The 15,356-nt window shown below is 36.6% G+C and carries 11 protein-coding genes and 1 pseudogene; 3 read left to right on the top strand and 9 right to left on the bottom strand.

Translation table 11 applies throughout. The annotated features are described in order from the left end of the window. Positions 1 to 293: 293 nt before the first annotated feature. From F6K06_RS03270 to pilM, 3 genes are read right to left on the bottom strand one after another with little or no spacing between them, the layout of a single operon-like run. Positions 294 to 1,091: a pilus assembly protein PilO gene (locus tag F6K06_RS03270; protein WP_124154328.1), complete on the bottom strand. Its 798-nt coding sequence runs from the start codon at positions 1,089 to 1,091 to the stop codon at positions 294 to 296. A 2-nt stretch (positions 1,092 to 1,093) separates the two neighbouring features. Continuing rightward, positions 1,094 to 1,921, bottom strand: coding sequence for a PilN domain-containing protein (locus F6K06_RS03275; protein WP_287242248.1), 828 nt, complete (start codon positions 1,919 to 1,921; stop codon positions 1,094 to 1,096). A 7-nt stretch (positions 1,922 to 1,928) separates the two neighbouring features. Next, complete coding sequence (gene pilM / locus F6K06_RS03280; protein ID WP_124143000.1) at positions 1,929 to 3,026, bottom strand: type IV pilus assembly protein PilM; 1,098 nt, start codon at positions 3,024 to 3,026, stop codon at positions 1,929 to 1,931. A 1,472-nt stretch (positions 3,027 to 4,498) separates the two neighbouring features. Here pilM and F6K06_RS03285 point away from each other — a divergent pair. Beyond that, entirely contained in the window at positions 4,499 to 5,776 is a 1,278-nt protein-coding gene (locus F6K06_RS03285) for a sugar ABC transporter substrate-binding protein (RefSeq protein WP_124143001.1), read from the top strand. 519 nt (positions 5,777 to 6,295) lie between these two features. Here F6K06_RS03285 and F6K06_RS03290 read toward each other — a convergent pair. The 3 genes from F6K06_RS03290 to F6K06_RS03300 are packed head-to-tail and all read right to left on the bottom strand — an operon-like array spanning position 6,296 to position 9,710. Continuing rightward, complete coding sequence (locus tag F6K06_RS03290; protein ID WP_287242244.1) at positions 6,296 to 6,736, bottom strand: hypothetical protein; 441 nt, start codon at positions 6,734 to 6,736, stop codon at positions 6,296 to 6,298. Between the two features lie 45 nt (positions 6,737 to 6,781). Next, a complete protein-coding gene (locus tag F6K06_RS03295; RefSeq protein ID WP_287242242.1) occupies positions 6,782 to 8,410 on the bottom strand; it encodes a pentapeptide repeat-containing protein in 1,629 nt (542 codons plus the stop codon). Between the two features lie 40 nt (positions 8,411 to 8,450). Further along, positions 8,451 to 9,710, bottom strand: a complete 1,260-nt coding sequence (locus F6K06_RS03300) for an ABC transporter substrate-binding protein (RefSeq protein WP_287242240.1) — start codon at positions 9,708 to 9,710, stop codon at positions 8,451 to 8,453. A gap of 14 nt (positions 9,711 to 9,724) precedes the next feature. Between F6K06_RS03300 and F6K06_RS34505 the strand changes: the two are divergent. Next, positions 9,725 to 10,055, top strand: a pseudogene (locus F6K06_RS34505) (hypothetical protein); the annotation flags it as partial. 597 nt (positions 10,056 to 10,652) lie between these two features. Next, positions 10,653 to 11,459: a response regulator gene (locus tag F6K06_RS03310; protein WP_124143004.1), complete on the top strand. Its 807-nt coding sequence runs from the start codon at positions 10,653 to 10,655 to the stop codon at positions 11,457 to 11,459. Between the two features lie 205 nt (positions 11,460 to 11,664). On the opposite strand, the gene F6K06_RS03315 is transcribed toward F6K06_RS03310, so the two are convergent. The 3 genes from F6K06_RS03315 to F6K06_RS03325 all read right to left on the bottom strand — a co-directional run bounded on the left by F6K06_RS03315 (position 11,665) and on the right by F6K06_RS03325 (position 15,309). Further along, positions 11,665 to 12,927, bottom strand: a complete 1,263-nt coding sequence (locus F6K06_RS03315; RefSeq protein WP_287242237.1) for a folylpolyglutamate synthase/dihydrofolate synthase family protein — start codon at positions 12,925 to 12,927, stop codon at positions 11,665 to 11,667. 631 nt (positions 12,928 to 13,558) lie between these two features. Continuing rightward, complete coding sequence (locus F6K06_RS03320; RefSeq protein WP_287242235.1) at positions 13,559 to 14,452, bottom strand: RimK family alpha-L-glutamate ligase; 894 nt, start codon at positions 14,450 to 14,452, stop codon at positions 13,559 to 13,561. Beyond that, a complete protein-coding gene (locus F6K06_RS03325; protein WP_205127607.1) occupies positions 14,452 to 15,309 on the bottom strand; it encodes a hypothetical protein in 858 nt (285 codons plus the stop codon). Before F6K06_RS03325 ends, F6K06_RS03320 begins: the two co-directional genes overlap by 1 nt. Between the last annotated feature and the right edge of the window lie 47 nt (positions 15,310 to 15,356).

A 15,356-nucleotide genomic window follows, 5' to 3' on the forward strand; every position in this document is an offset into this window, starting at 1 on the left:
TTCTAGACTCCTCGGGGTAGACAAAAATCCACCTGTGAGCTTACTTTCAGAGCAGATTTTTACTTCGGGTTAAAACTCCCGTGTCGTTATTCAACCAGGGGATAAATCCGCCTAGCTAACTCTCTACCGTCGTTTTTTATGTATTTGGCTAGAGTATAGGGCTTTATCCACAGCTTTGGAACTGTCACCTTTCAAATTTTTCTTTTTTCTACTTTTCCCACCCTTCCAAGCACTAACTGTCAAATTTACATATATATAACAAGATAGCATACCATAGTATTTGGCAAATTATGTTATCTTTTCTTTTTTTGCTTTTCTGGTTTGGCAGGTTCTGGTTTAGCCAATGATTCTTGTTTGCTTAAGGCCAACAGAGCGTGCATATCAAAGGATGTTCTGAGTCTACTTTCTGGTTGCCTGACTGGTATAAATCTATTTTGTCTCCATTCAACTTCGATAATCTGATTTCCTTGCTGTAGTTTAGTTTTTAAGTTTTTTACTACCAGTAATGTTTGCATTCTCTCCAAAGCAATCATAAAGGCTCTTGTTTGGGCATAAGTTCCTTCAAATTCTACTTTGAATTCTCGTCGCTTTAATTTACCATTTACCAGTGGTCCTAATGAATTATCGTTAACTATATAGTTGCCATCTTTTGACTCCACTGGTTCAAATTTAATCATTTTGGCTTGTCGGTCTTCATTACTAATTCCTGTATTAATTTGATCGATCAGTTTATTCATATCGTACAGCAGAGTTTTCATGGTTTTTTCACTGGCAAATAAGCTGGTTACGTCTTCTCTTTGTTTCTCAGCTTCTGCCCTTTCTGCTTCTGCTTTTGGTCGTTCTTTTATTTGTTTTTTCTGTTCTTTTATAGTGTTTTTTGCTGTCTCTATTTCTGTTCTTAATGTCGCACTTTTTTCAATTGCTGGTTTGAAATGACTATATCCTAAAAATCCTGCTGCTCCTAATCCGACAACGCCAATAACTGCTCCGAGAAATCTGGGGTCTTTGAGTGAGATACCGAATATTTTCGGACCCCCTACTTCTCCTTCTTGTTCTTCTAATTCTGGATTCCATTCATTTGCTACTACCATTTTTAAAATACTCCTTTTTGTGTTAATATTTCTATCCTATCTACTAATCCAATTGCTCCTTGACTTTTTAATTGAGGCAATAATTCTGATGCGCCTAAGGGGCTGAGATTGGTTTCGATTTTATATTCAACTACTTGTGGTAATTCTGGTATATCCGGAGCTAAAGTTGACCTAGATTCTTGTAATTCTAGTCTGGTTGGATTAGGTTTTTTCGCAGCACTAATTAGTTTTGTTTTTTCTCCTTGGAAAAATGGGGAGTTTTGCAGTAGCAATAAAAAGTCATTAATTTGACCATAAGAATCTGCTGTCCCAGAAAATGATATAGTTGCTGTTGGTTTTGGGGGTACTGCTGCCTGTTCTTTTTTATCCCTTTTTGGAGCTTTTTTACTTGCTGGAGGTGCTGCTGGAGCAACTATTTTTGGTTCTTTTTGTTCTATACTAACTATTTTGACCCCGCTAGGTATGAGGGTGCCAAATTCTCCCAATAAAGCTGACCATGGTTTAATTTGGTCGAAAACTGTTGCTAAGGCTTTTGCCTCTGCTTTAAATGTCTTAGTTTTTTCTTTGATTGCTTCTATATCTTTAATTTGAGTGTTTAGTTTGCTCAATTCGGCATTTAATTTGTCTAGGTCTGCCTGTAATTTGGTGTTTACTCGATTGAGATAGAACCATCCACCTGCAACTAGACCATTAACTGCTACTGCTACTGCTGCCCCAATCAGAATTGGTCTGGGGTCTTCTAGTGATAGTCCACGACCACTTACTGGTTTGGGAATATCTTTTTTATATTCTGGGCGATCGTTAAGAAAATTTATATCTAAGCCATACATAATTAATTTAAACCTCTCTTAATCCTAAACCTAATACGACTCCTAGACTGGAACGTTGTTCTAGTGGAATTTCTTGTTCTATTTCTAGGGCTAAAGTTTCTATTGGATCGACTTTGGATGCGGGTAAACTTAAACGTTGCATAAAAAAGTCATCTATTTGTCCTATTGCTGCACCCGATCCTGTTAATAATAATTGTGCCACCTCCAAATCTTCAAATTGATTGAGATAGAAATCTATTGAGCGTCGCAGTTCATCCCCTAATTCTGCTAATACTTTTAGTAAGGCATTAGTTCCAGGGTTGGGTTCGTTGCCTGTGACTCCCATTGTATCTAATACTGGAACGGTCATTCCCAGTAGTTCGGTAGTATCTCTGGTCGGAGGTAAGTTCATTGCTTCGTTTAAGGAAGATTGCATTTGATAAGTACCAATGGGAATTGTCCGGTTAAATTGAGGTATTCCATCTACTACGATAGCAAGTTCAGTACTGTCAAATTCTAAATCTGCTATTACTGTTGCTTCTTGGGGTCCATATTGTTGAAGTATATCTTTTACTGTTCGGATTAAGGCAAAGTTACTTACTTCTAAAACGTCTATTACTAATCCTGCTTGGTGGAATACTTCTATGTAGCTATCTGTTACTTCTTTTCTAGTTGCTACTAAGGCTACTTGTACTTTTTCTAAATCATCATTTGGGTCTAGTATTATTCCTAATTTTTGGTAGTCTACATCTGCTTCTTCTCTGGGAAATGGTAAGTATAAACCTGCTTCTTGATTCATATAATCTTGCAATTCTTGGTCGTTTAATTCTGCTGGTACAGGTATTACACGAGTTACTGCTTCTCTGCCTGGAATTGCTGTTGCTACTCTTCTGGTTTTTATATTGTTTTCTTCTATAGCTGACTCTATTAGCTCTGATACTGTAGGGGGATCAACTATTTGACCTTCTAAAAATACATCTTCTGGCACTTCTGCTGTGGCAAGGGTTATTAACTTTAATTGCTCTCCTTGTTGACGGATTTCAGCAATATTAATTCTTTCTGGGCCTATCTCTACTCCTATTCCTGGTTGCTTTTTTTTTAACAATTTTTTTAAGTAATTAACCATAGTTCTCCTGATTTTAATTTAATACAAATATGTTTTTCTAAATTTGCCATGACTAGACCTAGAAATTATGGCTGTTTTGAATCAGTTCGCTTCCTGCAGAGGAACTGCGAAATTCTGGTGTATGATGGGGATTTTGATTTACCAAAAATGTACACACTAATTTTTCAAATAAACGTGAGGGTTGGAAATACAATGTTAAAAACTATTGATAAATTGATGATGATAATCTTGGCAATACTATCTATAAGTTAATTAAGTATTAAGGTATAGTTAGTTGTGTTTATTATCAGATTTCTATTAAAATACTCATACTAACTACCAAAAGTCTTAACTATGATTTTTTGTTTTCCAAGAGTTAGTGTTTAGTATTTAATAACTTTTGTTATGCTGATTTTTTCCATTTTCCAAGAATAGCATTAATTTCTGAAAAATGCTTTGAATCAGTTATCAGTAATCGGTAAAAGTGTTTCGGCATTTCAACTGTATCTCCCAATTATGGCCAAGAGAAAACCAAATATAGTTAAAAAAAGTGAGCAGTTATCAGCGATTGGTAAAAGTGGTTCAGTATTGAAACTGTATTTGCCAATTCTGTGCTCAAAGAAGTCCGCGATACTCTTGATTCTAATCTACTCCAAACAATTAATATTAAATCCGTTTAATTAGCAAAAAAATTGTCTATTGGAGTGAGAAACAGTGAACTGATAACTCAATAGTGAAGAGTCAATGATGGACTTGTTAATAGACAATCAATATTTGTCTAATACCAATTTTATCTGAGGCGACACAGGATGAGGATTAGGTGTTCATTTTTGGGCGTTAGGTATAATACCAATTTTACGTGAGGCGACACAGAATTATGAAATTTATTAACTTTTCTGTCTCGCTCTACAGTCAGCTCTGATTAAAATATTATTCTATGCAACTTCACTTTAATTTTGTATAAGCTATTTAGCCTACCATAAAATTATGTAATTAATTTTGCTTATATCTTTCCAAATTAAAACTAGATTGCTTATATTTTATAGACAGTTAAGTGATTTTAAAAAGTATCATTTTACAGCTTAAATTTAATCTAAAACAATGTTTTTTAACGAGAAAATTATTGAGATTCAGTTACTAAAAACTAATCTTATAATTTTTTACTATTCTCAATTTATAGCGGTGTTCACAAAGGTAGACTACAAAGCTTCTGCCTTCTGCCCTCTGCCTTCTGCCTTTAAGCCAAAATCTCTGTATTCTATGTTAATGAAAACTGCTATAAGCTATTAACTGTTTTCCCCCAAAATTAATTCCTGAATCACCTTTCAAAGTTAAATTTTATATATTGATAAAACCTCTACTATAAATAGACAAAAAGATAGTAATTTAGAATTATATAATAATTTTATTTTTCCTTGATAATGGAAAGTGCAAAAATTATCATAACTTCAATCAAATAACTATATTTCAGATACTTTTATAGATTTCATCAAATGTTTTACATTGTTAAATGGCAACGTTTTAGACTATTTGCTATCTTCGGACTAATTTTAACATTTTTGATTAGTTGCACCACTCTCTCTCCTAACTTAAATACTCAAGAAATTAAGTTTTGGACGATACAGCTTCAACCTCAATTTACGAATTATTTTAATCAATTGATTACTGATTTTGAAGCAGATAATCCAGGTTTATCGGTGCGATGGGTTGATGTGTCTTGGTCAGAGATGGAAAGCAAAATTGAGAGTGCTATTTTGACAGAAACTCTTCCAGATGTTGTTAATCTTAATTCAAGTTTTGCACATTTATTGACTGAACCTAATACTTGGTTAAATTTGGATACTATTTTATCAGATTCGGTTAAGAATGAATATTTATCTAATCTTTGGCAAGCTAGTCAGATTAATGGTAAAAGTTTTGGTATCCCCTGGTATGCCACAACAAATATAACTATTTATAATTCTCAGCTATTTCAACAAGCAGGACTAGAGCAACCTCCCAAAAATTATTCAGAGTTAGCAGAGGTGGCTAAACAGATTAAAGAAAAAACTGATAAGTACGCATTTTTTATTTCTTTTCTACCAGAAGAATTTTCAGAGGTATTAGAGTCTTTTGGCAAGATGGGAGTGACACTGATAGATGTTGATGGAAAGGCTGCTTTTAATACTCCAACTGGTCAGACAGTATTCAAGTATTGGGTTGATTTATATCAAGATGGGCTATTACCAAAGGAAGTATTGACAAAAGGGATTCAAGCTGGTATAGATTTATATCAAGCTGGAGAAATAGCTATGTTGTTTTCTGGTTCAGAAGCGATCGAGGCAATATCTGAAAATACACCGGATATTGGACAAGCATCAGAACCTGTATCTCAAATTACGGGTGAAACTGGTAAAAAGAGTATGATGTTAATGAATTTAGCTATTTCTAGTAATACTAAACTACCAGACCAAGCGCTGAAATTTGCTTTGTTTATCACTAATAATCAAAATCAAACTGCTTTTACTCAAGAAACTAATGTTCTACCTTCTATAACTCAGACTTTAGAGAATAATTATTTTCAAAATCTTCCTTCTAATGCTTCTACTCAAGATAAAGCTCGAATTATTAGTGCTAATCAAATGCTGAAAGCAGAAGTTTTACTTCCACAAGTTAAAAATTTGAATGAGTTGAAACAGATTATTTCTCAAAATTTACAGGCGGCTATGTTGGCAGAGAAAACTGTTGATCAGGCCATAGCTGATGCGGCGTCTGAGTGGGATAATTTATAGTTTTTCAGGTTTAAAATTGGGAATTCTTAAAGTAGTAATATTATGTCCGGTTAAACATTTATAAATAATTAGGGAGGAGTCAGGAGACAGGAGTCAGGAGACAGGAAAAAAGGGCATTGGTAATTAGCAAGATGATTTTCTACTAGGGGTAATACCCATCACTGACTCTGGTAAAATATTTAGGACTTGCTGATTAATTATCAAAGTATTTATATATAAAGGTTTTAGCCTTTTGAGGGTCGAAAAAAGTGCGCTTGTTTCAGTTGAAAACGCTCAAAAAGCTAGTATTTTGGGCTGACTATGGCAGAAAAATTAAGGGACAATTCTTACTCCTACCTCCTCGCTCATTCCCATTTATCCTGACTCCTGACTCCTGACTCCTGACTCCTGACTCCTGACTCCTGACTCCTACCCTCGCTCACAGGACTTTTTCAGCAAACCCTATTTAAAGGTATCAGAAACAGATTACTCTTAAAGTTTCATCTCTTGATTTACCAACGCCCTTTTGTGACACTACCGTTAGAACCAGCCATATTCCTTGAGAAAATCACGTACAGTGTCTGGGTCATCTTGAGTTAATAGACGATGTTTAACGGGGTAAACCCGATAATCTGCTCCTGACCTTTTTTTTCTCAAGACAGAAATTGTTTTTTTAACAGCATCAGAACCAATCTCAAGACCGGACTGATCGATAATCAACTCTAAAGGACTATTAGGATCTAGTAACATTTCTGCTTTCTCTCTCGACAGGTCTAAAACCCCGAAAACCTTAACTTTGTTATTCAAACCAGATTCTGTCACTGCTGTAAGTGCAGTCTCCGTTGCTAGATTTGACCCTCCCCAAAGTATCTGAACATTAGGATTATTTTTAAGTAGTTTTTTAACTTTTATAATATCGCTGGTAGAAGTAACGCTAACCGAGTCAACGATTTTAAACAAGATACCCGATTCGTTTATCATTTTCTTTGTGGGTTTAATACCCCACCGTCTACAGGGTGTTCAAAATTACTTGGGGTTAGAATCCCCATGTAATTTTCCTCCTGTCTCCTGTCTCCTGTCTCCTGTCTCCTTCTTCAACGCTTTTGATACTCCTTGAAGATAGGGGTAGTAGCGATCGTAGACAGCACCATCAACCAAGGCAATTTGAACCGATTGTCGTGAGGAGGAATTGCTCAGTAAATTCTTTTGAGTCCATTGTGCTATGTATTGCCCTGAATCATAGCCCATTTGGAAACTATTTGTATTAAAGCAAGCAATGGCTAAATCTTCTGCTTTGATAAAATCGAAGCAGAAATCTACAGTGATAATAGCCACTCCAGCATCGCTAGCCTTTTTCAGCGCAGGAAGTGAGTCAACGGGATCTTCAGGTGTTAAGATAATCCCATCCATACCATCATCGATCAACTGCTTAATTATTTTGGCTTCGTTCTCCACACCACTCGAATGACTAATCCCCCAAATTTCCACACGACGGTCAGCAGCACGACGCATCCCCAATTCATAGGCATCGGAAAGACTTTGACCAGTTTCTGGTTTGAGCAAAGCTATCCGTAAACGAGGTAATCGTTCTTGTTCGATCTGCTGTTCCCAATTAGGCATCCTATTGCTTTTCTGCCAATTTTTAGCCTGTTTAATTTGAAATTTTGACCACATTTTTGCTCCCCACAGATCAGCCCCTTTTAATTCGGTTTCTCGCAGATTAGTGGGTTTTAATTGCGCTCCTGTGGCGTTAGTCGTGCTACTTAAATCGGCAAAACGCAAGGTGGCATTCTCTAGATTAGCTTTATAAAAATCAGCCCCCCTTAAATCTGCTCGATTAAAATTCGCTGATTGTAAGTTGGCTCGATGAAAAATAGCATTACGGGAATTAGCCCATAAGGCTCTAATATTGACTAGACTAGCTTCAGAGAAATTGGCTGCTTGAAGGTTAGCTCCATACAAATTACTATTATCTAAATTACTATCTTGGAGTATGGCTTTCTTTAAGTTGGCTTGTGCTAAATTCGCACCCTGTAATTGGGCACCCGTTAGATCCGCACCTTTTAAATTAGCCTTGGCCAAATTTGCACCCTGGAGATTACTCCCTCGTAAATTAATTCCGACAAGACTTGCACCTGAGAGATCAGCTTCTTCTAAATTTGAATGGGAGAGATCCATTGAATATTTATTAACCTTCAGTGAACCCTGACTGAAAGATAAAGATTGGCAAGGATTAAGGGTAAGATTAGGCATTTTTGCTTTAGGTGCTTTTAGTCCTGGATTACCTTGGCAACTTTTATTATTTAAAACTTTCAGGGCAGCAATCCGTGCGTCACTATATTCATGGCCAGATTCTTCACGCAGAACATTTCGAGCTTCTTGTATCTTCTGTTCGTTTCGAGCAGGTATGGTAATCACATAAGATACCACGGCCAACAACAGTGCGCCCTCACTTAACATAACTGTTAACTTAAAGAAAGATAAATCTTGCAGCCATTCAACAAAATCATAAATTTTGGCGTCTACAATAGAAATGGGGTTCAATAATTTAGGTTCTTTTAATCTAGTCTTTTCAGGACTGCTTTTAGATTTTTCAGAATTGAGAGACTCAGGATTACTCATTTCTTCTAGTAAATTTTTTTCTCTTTTATCCATTAGTTATTTTTCCGATAAAAAAACCAATAATAATCAATAATTATTGAAATATATCCCTTAGTTTATCTGGCTTTAAATGTTTAAATCCTTGAGGGGTAAGAACAGTTATTGAAACAAGGTCAGAGGACTGAGTTCTGCCTTGAGTTAAATCAATTGCAATACCACCTAAATCGAATTTGGAAATAGCAACCTGTTTTAAAAAGCTCTCACGATTAATTTTTCCTGGTATTGCTCTGAGAATTTTTAAAGTCATTTTTCCTACAATATATCCTTCTAAAGATACACGATCAAACTCGTTTTTTAGCTTGGATTTTGCTTCTTGAACAATAGGTAGATTGGAGTCTAATGAGGGAACAACTTCTGTGATAATCACTTTCTCTTTGACACCGTATTCTTCTAAGTCAAACTGTAATTCCTCTGCATGAGCAAATGACAGGGACGAAATGACCCAATCCTCTCTTTTCTCTTGAGCTAACTTAATAAATCGTGCGATATTAGTAGAAGTTCCTGCTGTGACGACTAATCTACAGTTTATTCCTGTGCTTTTTTCCCACTTTTTTAATGAGTTATAATCTTCTTTTACATAGGGAGTATTACGGGGATAAAATCCTACGGGGTTAAGGAAAGGATTGTCTTCATTTCCCTTTTCTTTATACTCTAAAACTTGCTCGTATGTATCTAAGATGTTCTCTTCAACCTGTGCTTTTAGTAAAGCGTTTCTGACTCCTTTTAATCCCGATATACCATAGCTGTCATCTTGAACATAAGCACAGATTTCAGAGGGTTTTACCCCAAAATTTAAAGCCATTTTAACCACATTTTCTATTTCCTGTGCATAACTCGCACGATAATTAATGATTAGTTCAGGTTGCGATCGCAAAAGTTCAGAACCAGTATAAAAACCAATGGCAGGAATATTATTTTTCTTTAAAATTGGCAATGTTTGTTTTGCGGTCGGTGTACCAACATTTCCAATCATTAAAAAAATACCAGATTTAATCAACTGTTGTGTCTTTTGATGAGCAACTGAAGGTTCATAATAATCATTTTCAAAGATTAACTTAATTTTTTTTGCCTGTACTAATTGGTCATCAAGTGCAGCTTTTAAACCAGATTTCATCCTATTCCCTAAAATCTCTTCTTGTCCTTCTAAAGGGAGGATAGAACCTAGTCGAATTATTTGGTGAGTAATTCCTTCTTTGGGATCTGATAATGTTTGGCAAGCAATAAGTCCTACTAAGCTAAGACTAAAGCAAAAATGAAAAAAAAACTTAAAGGTCAAATAAATCTTAAAATTCATAAGAAATTGTCAATGAAAACAATCTTCATTGAACACTTGATGTCACTTTTTCTGAATATTAATGTCGTATTAAATCGAAGCATAGTCTACACAACTTCACTCTTCTGAGACGATTGGTACTTGATGTTCTCCATCAAGAGAAAATATAGCAATGTGCGCTCAGGTATTTACAATGTCCAGCTCAAAGTGCAGTCTAGAACAGGTCTACAAAAATAATGTGTAAATATGCCAGCGCACATTGCTATATTTAAACGCAGTCTTCGTCAAAAAATGAAGCAAGCTGCTATAAACAACAATTACATGATGACTATTATCAATACTTTATGTCAACCCTCTTTTAGATGAGCTTACCCTGGTTCTGCACAGGGGAAAAGATTAGCAACGGCTCAAGTTTCTCTTCTGAAGAAAACCATCATCAAAAACGATTATCTTCTGGTCAACAATTAATTTTTTCCTAAATTTCCTTAGTACCATAGCGATAATCTGAATAAAATTTTAATTAAGATTCAGTGAAATGACGGATGTTAATGTTTTTAGAAGTATTATTTTAAGCATATCGCCAATCAGGACTGCATTGATGGAGCATTAAAAATGATTACTAAAACAAAACCAACTACAGCGATATTTTTTAAACATTTAATCCGTCTGATACCTAAACAATTTAGTGGTAAGTTAGAACTTCAGAATACAGAAGAACAACAGTGACAATTATATTTTCATCGAGGATGTCTAACTTGGGCAACAGGTCGTAATAGCGCTTGGCGAAGATGGCGTAGAAATTTAACTCAATTTTGCCCTTCTATTTCTCTGGAAACTCTAAGTTTCTATACCCATGATGTTTGTGAAAGCAGGCAATATTACATAGTTAATAATCTACTTAAACAAGAAAAAATATCACTTTCACAAGCTATAAATATAATTAACAACACTCTGATAGAAGTATTGTTTGATTTAATTCAGCAAGATAATTTAGATAATTTACAAATTACTTCTCTAACTTGTCATCTACAAGCGGAAATTAAACAACCAATTTTTCGTTTGAGTATCTATGAAGCTTTTGAAAAAGTTAAACCAATATGGCAAGGTTGGTGTGAGGCAAATTTACACAACTACTCTCCCAATTTAGCACCTCTATTGAACAAACCTGAAACTCTAAAACAACACACATCTACTCTAATTTACCAAAAATTTCAGGCATTAATTAGTAAACAACTGACATTGCGAGATTTGGCTTTTTACTTAAAGCAGGATTTATTAAGTCTGACTAAAATCTTGATGAATTATGTGAGTCAAGAAATAATTCAATTGACTGATGTGCCTGATATACCTGCATTATCTGTAGTGAAAATTGATGTAGTAAAGAGTCAAGCAAAAGAGATTCAAACACAAAATTCATTATTACCAGAAACTATTATAAAGAGCCAGAAAAAATTAGTAGTTTGTATTGATGATTGCCCCATAATTAGTCAAATTATGGGGAAAATTATTACAAAAAGAGGCTATAAATTTATAGGAATTCAAAAGTCTACATTAGCTGTGTCTAGTCTCATAGAAATACAACCAGATTTAGTATTTTTAGACCTAGAAATGCCTATTGCTAATGGCTATGAAATTTGTCGCCAACTTCGTAGAGTACCTCATTTAAAAAATACTCCGGTAGTAATTCTAACTGGGAGAGACAGTATAATTGATCGAGTTCGCGCTCAGTTTGTAGGATGTTCTGAATTTATAAATAAACCAATAATATAATGTTCGGTTGAACAGTTATAAATAAACGACGGAGGAGTCAGGAGTCAGGAGTCAGGAGTCAGGAGGAAAAAAGAAGGAAGAGAAGAAGAAAGTTTTTTATCACTAATTATCCGAACACGATATAAACCCAGAAAAAATTGAGGCAATTTTTCATAAATACCTGTATTTAGCAAACACAAAAACAGAAATTTCAATAGTAGGGTCTTTAGTTCCCGCTAGTTGCTAGAAAATATCCTAATAAATACAGAGAACCACATAAAACAATCAGATTTTCACTGTCAACCACAGCCTCTTCCATCGCGGTTCTTAAATTGGGGTAAGCTTGACAGAATGCTAATTCTGTGCAAATATTCTTAGCTATAGTAGTAAGCTGACCCGTATCAGCCGAACTATGGTCTGGAACAGGAACTAGGTATAAACGATCGCCCGGTCTAATCAAAGCGCGAAAAATTTCTGAATGTTCTTTAGTTGAGAGCATACCCATAACCCAACTGATAGATTGGTAATTAAGTGTCCTGACATATCTCCCCAATACTTGGGCAGCAGCAGTATTATGAGCACCATCAATCAATAATTTACGGTCTTGCCATTTTGTCCATTGCAAACGCCCAGGCCATTTAGTATTAGCTATTCCTTCTTTAATTGCTGCTGGAAAAATCTGCCAACCCTGTTTTTCCAGGATATGAATTGTCGCAATAGCGATCGCTGAATTTATTAACTGTACATCTCCAAGTAATGGGAGTGGGTATTCAATACCTTGATAATTAGCCATTGGCAGAGAATCATTTTCTCTACTCCCCTCTAATAATTCAGCAGGTTTCACCCAAACTACGGGACACTCCAAATCATTAACCCGTTTTTGTACTACTTTTTCCGCTTCTGGTGGTAGTTGCCCAATTACTGCAGGACATCCTGGTTTCAGAATACCCGCTTTTTCACCAGCAATATCAGCTAAAGTTGGACCCAACCTTTGCCAATGTTCCCAACTAATTGAAGTAATCACAGTTACCATTGGTTGCTGACAAACATTTGTGGCATCTAGTCTTCCTCCCAAACCTACTTCTACAACTGCTACATCTACTTCTTGTTGAGCAAAATATAACCAAGCTGCTGCAGTAATAACTTCAAACAGAGTGGGTGAAGCTTGTTCTGGATTAATAGCTGCTTCTACTTCTTCCAATAACTCTTCTAGTTTAGTCGGAGAAATTTGTTGTTCGTTAAGGCAAATACGTTCTGTCCAGTCTACTAAATGGGGTGAAGTGTAACGTCCAACTTTATATCCCGCTGCTGTGAGGATTGAAGATAAGTAAGCACAGACAGAACCTTTACCATTTGTCCCGGCGACATGAATAATGGGCACTTGTTGATGGGGGTTTCCCAAGTTATCTAAGAGTTGGTAAATGCGCTCCAGACCAAGCTCAACGCCAAAGTGTTCAAAGCGTTTTAAGAAAGATTCTATTGAGTTCACAGTTTTTTATCGCAATTAGCTATCAGCCGTCAGCTTTTTTTTGTTTACCTAAATCGTAACTTGTTTTCGAGGTTGAGATTATGTTATAATACTAACTATTTATCCAGGAGTGCTATATCTAGTTTAGTTGCCATCCCATATCACTTAAAGGTGCGTTGCCACTGAGTGTAGAGGTTCTGTTGGCTTACTAATCCACTATCTTCATTAGACATCTCCAATAATATAGTCATTTAACTTTAGATTGAGACAAAGCTGTTTTGCTCTGAGGAAGTTTCAGATGAAAAAACCTCTCATTTTTAAGTTAAACAACTATAAAAAATCAAATTAATTATCCCACAGAAATTATCAATTCTTTCCCCCTACTCCCTCCCCTCTCCCCCCTCTTTTCTGGAGATGTCTATTGGAAAGATGTACCTGTTCCCTATAGTTCATAGCTCAGTTCACCAACACCCAATTTTTCTCTAATGATTACTTATTATCAGCCTAATAAAACTGAATCCTGATAACTATAACCAGTAGAAGTATTGGATGGGTAATTTTCCCTATCTCTAATAGACCTCTCCAAAAATGCCAATTTTGGAACAGCGGGATAAGGGTTTGAGAACCTTTTCTGGAGATGTCTATGAAAACCCTATCCGAGCAAGGTCTGAATCATCGCCTCACATAAAGACCCCTTAACCATTTGATCGAACCTAACAAACATAGGTGAACTATTCAGTTCTAAAAATACAAGTTGCTTCGTTTTTGGATCTGTTTTGAAATCAGCAGCTCCAAAATCCATATTTAAACTGGCCATTAACTTTCGTAATAACTCCACTTCATCTGGCAGTGTTGCAAGAGGAATAACTTCCGCATCTGGTTTGACCCGATAATCTAGATGCTGACTACGAATTTCAAAAGCAAAGGCATAATTTCCTATTATATATATCCGAATTTCTGGCGCAACTAATCGATTTTGGACAATAGCTGGCATAGCTGCACAACCATTCCGAAACTGGATAGAGGAATGCAATTGTTCTAGGGAATAACAAAAATCACCCCCTGCAACTGGCTTGGCAATTGCACTCCCAGCAGAATATTTGCCCAACTCCTCAGCTTCGTTTGTAATCAAAGTATCAGGAATGAGCAACCCTAACTTTTGGGCTAAAATCAGCATTGCTGGTTTATTGCCAACTGCAGGTAAATGGTTACGATTGAACAACCGGATTTGGGGTTGTGAGAGTAACCAACCATAGAGGGTTTGATACCAACCCGACGCCCGTTGTGATGCTCCAGATTTGGGAGCGCTCAAATTACCAAAAACGTCATACCGAATAAACGCTCCAGTTGCCGATACAACTCGGTCTTTTATTGTAGGTTGTCCCTGAGTAAGATGCCATGAAAACTCTGGACTTTCTTCTTGCCCATGAAGTACCTCGCAAATAGGAACCTGTTGACTTTGAGCAATTTCAATCAGTCGAGTAAGATTCGGGTCTAACTGCCCACCTGCAATTAGCAAACATTTACCATCTGCTGATTTAATCATTAGTACCAACCAAATGGACCACCCTCTTCACCGACTGCCAGTGTTGTTGGTGGACTTTCCTCTCCTACTGCTTGTGTTGTCGCTTGAGGATCTTCCTCTCCTACTGCTTGTGTCGTTGGTTGACCTTCTTCTCCTACTGCATATGTCGTTGGTTGAGGACTTTCCTCTCCTACTGCATATGTCGTCGGCTGACCTTCCTCTCCTACTGCATATGTCGTTGGTTGACTTTCTTCTCCTACTGCTTGTGTTGTCGGTGGAGGACTTTCTTCTCCTACTGCTTGTGTCGTTGGTGGAGGACTTTCCTCTCCTACTGCTTGTGTCGTTGGTTGAGGAGGTTGTTCCTCTCCGTATGCCAATGTTGTCGGTTGAGCTTGTGAAATGAGTTGAGGACCTTCCTCTCCGTATGCCAATGTAGTTGGTTGAGGACCTTCCTCCCCTACTGCTCGCGTACTTGGTTCTTCCTCTCCTAGTGCCAATGTCGTAAATTGAGGCTCTTCTTCTCCTACTGCCAATGTTGTAGGTTGAGAGCTTATCTGGCCAGGTGTGATAAACTCACCAGCATGAACAGTAATGGAATTAATGCGGGCCGAAACAATTACCGCATCTGCACCATTGGTCGGTGTAAAGTCCACAGTAGCCATAATTGGTGTTAAGCGTGGAAGACTAACATCTGATGGTTTATCAGCGTCAAAACTAAATTCTAGGACAGAATCATCTGGATTAGGATCGGCTGAGTTATCTAACCGAGGATTTGTCCAGCCAGAAGTTGCAGTCAGTCCCTCTGCTTGAATACTGAGCTTCAGCGGAGACTCGGTAATCTTAGTTACAGAAACCCGCAGTACCTTGAAAACTTTCATGTTCGAGTATATCTTTAACTTAGGTAAATTTGAGGTTTAACTCAAGC

This window comes from Okeania sp. SIO1H4 (assembly GCF_010672695.1).
GTDB lineage: Bacteria > Cyanobacteriota > Cyanobacteriia > Cyanobacteriales > Microcoleaceae > Okeania > Okeania hirsuta.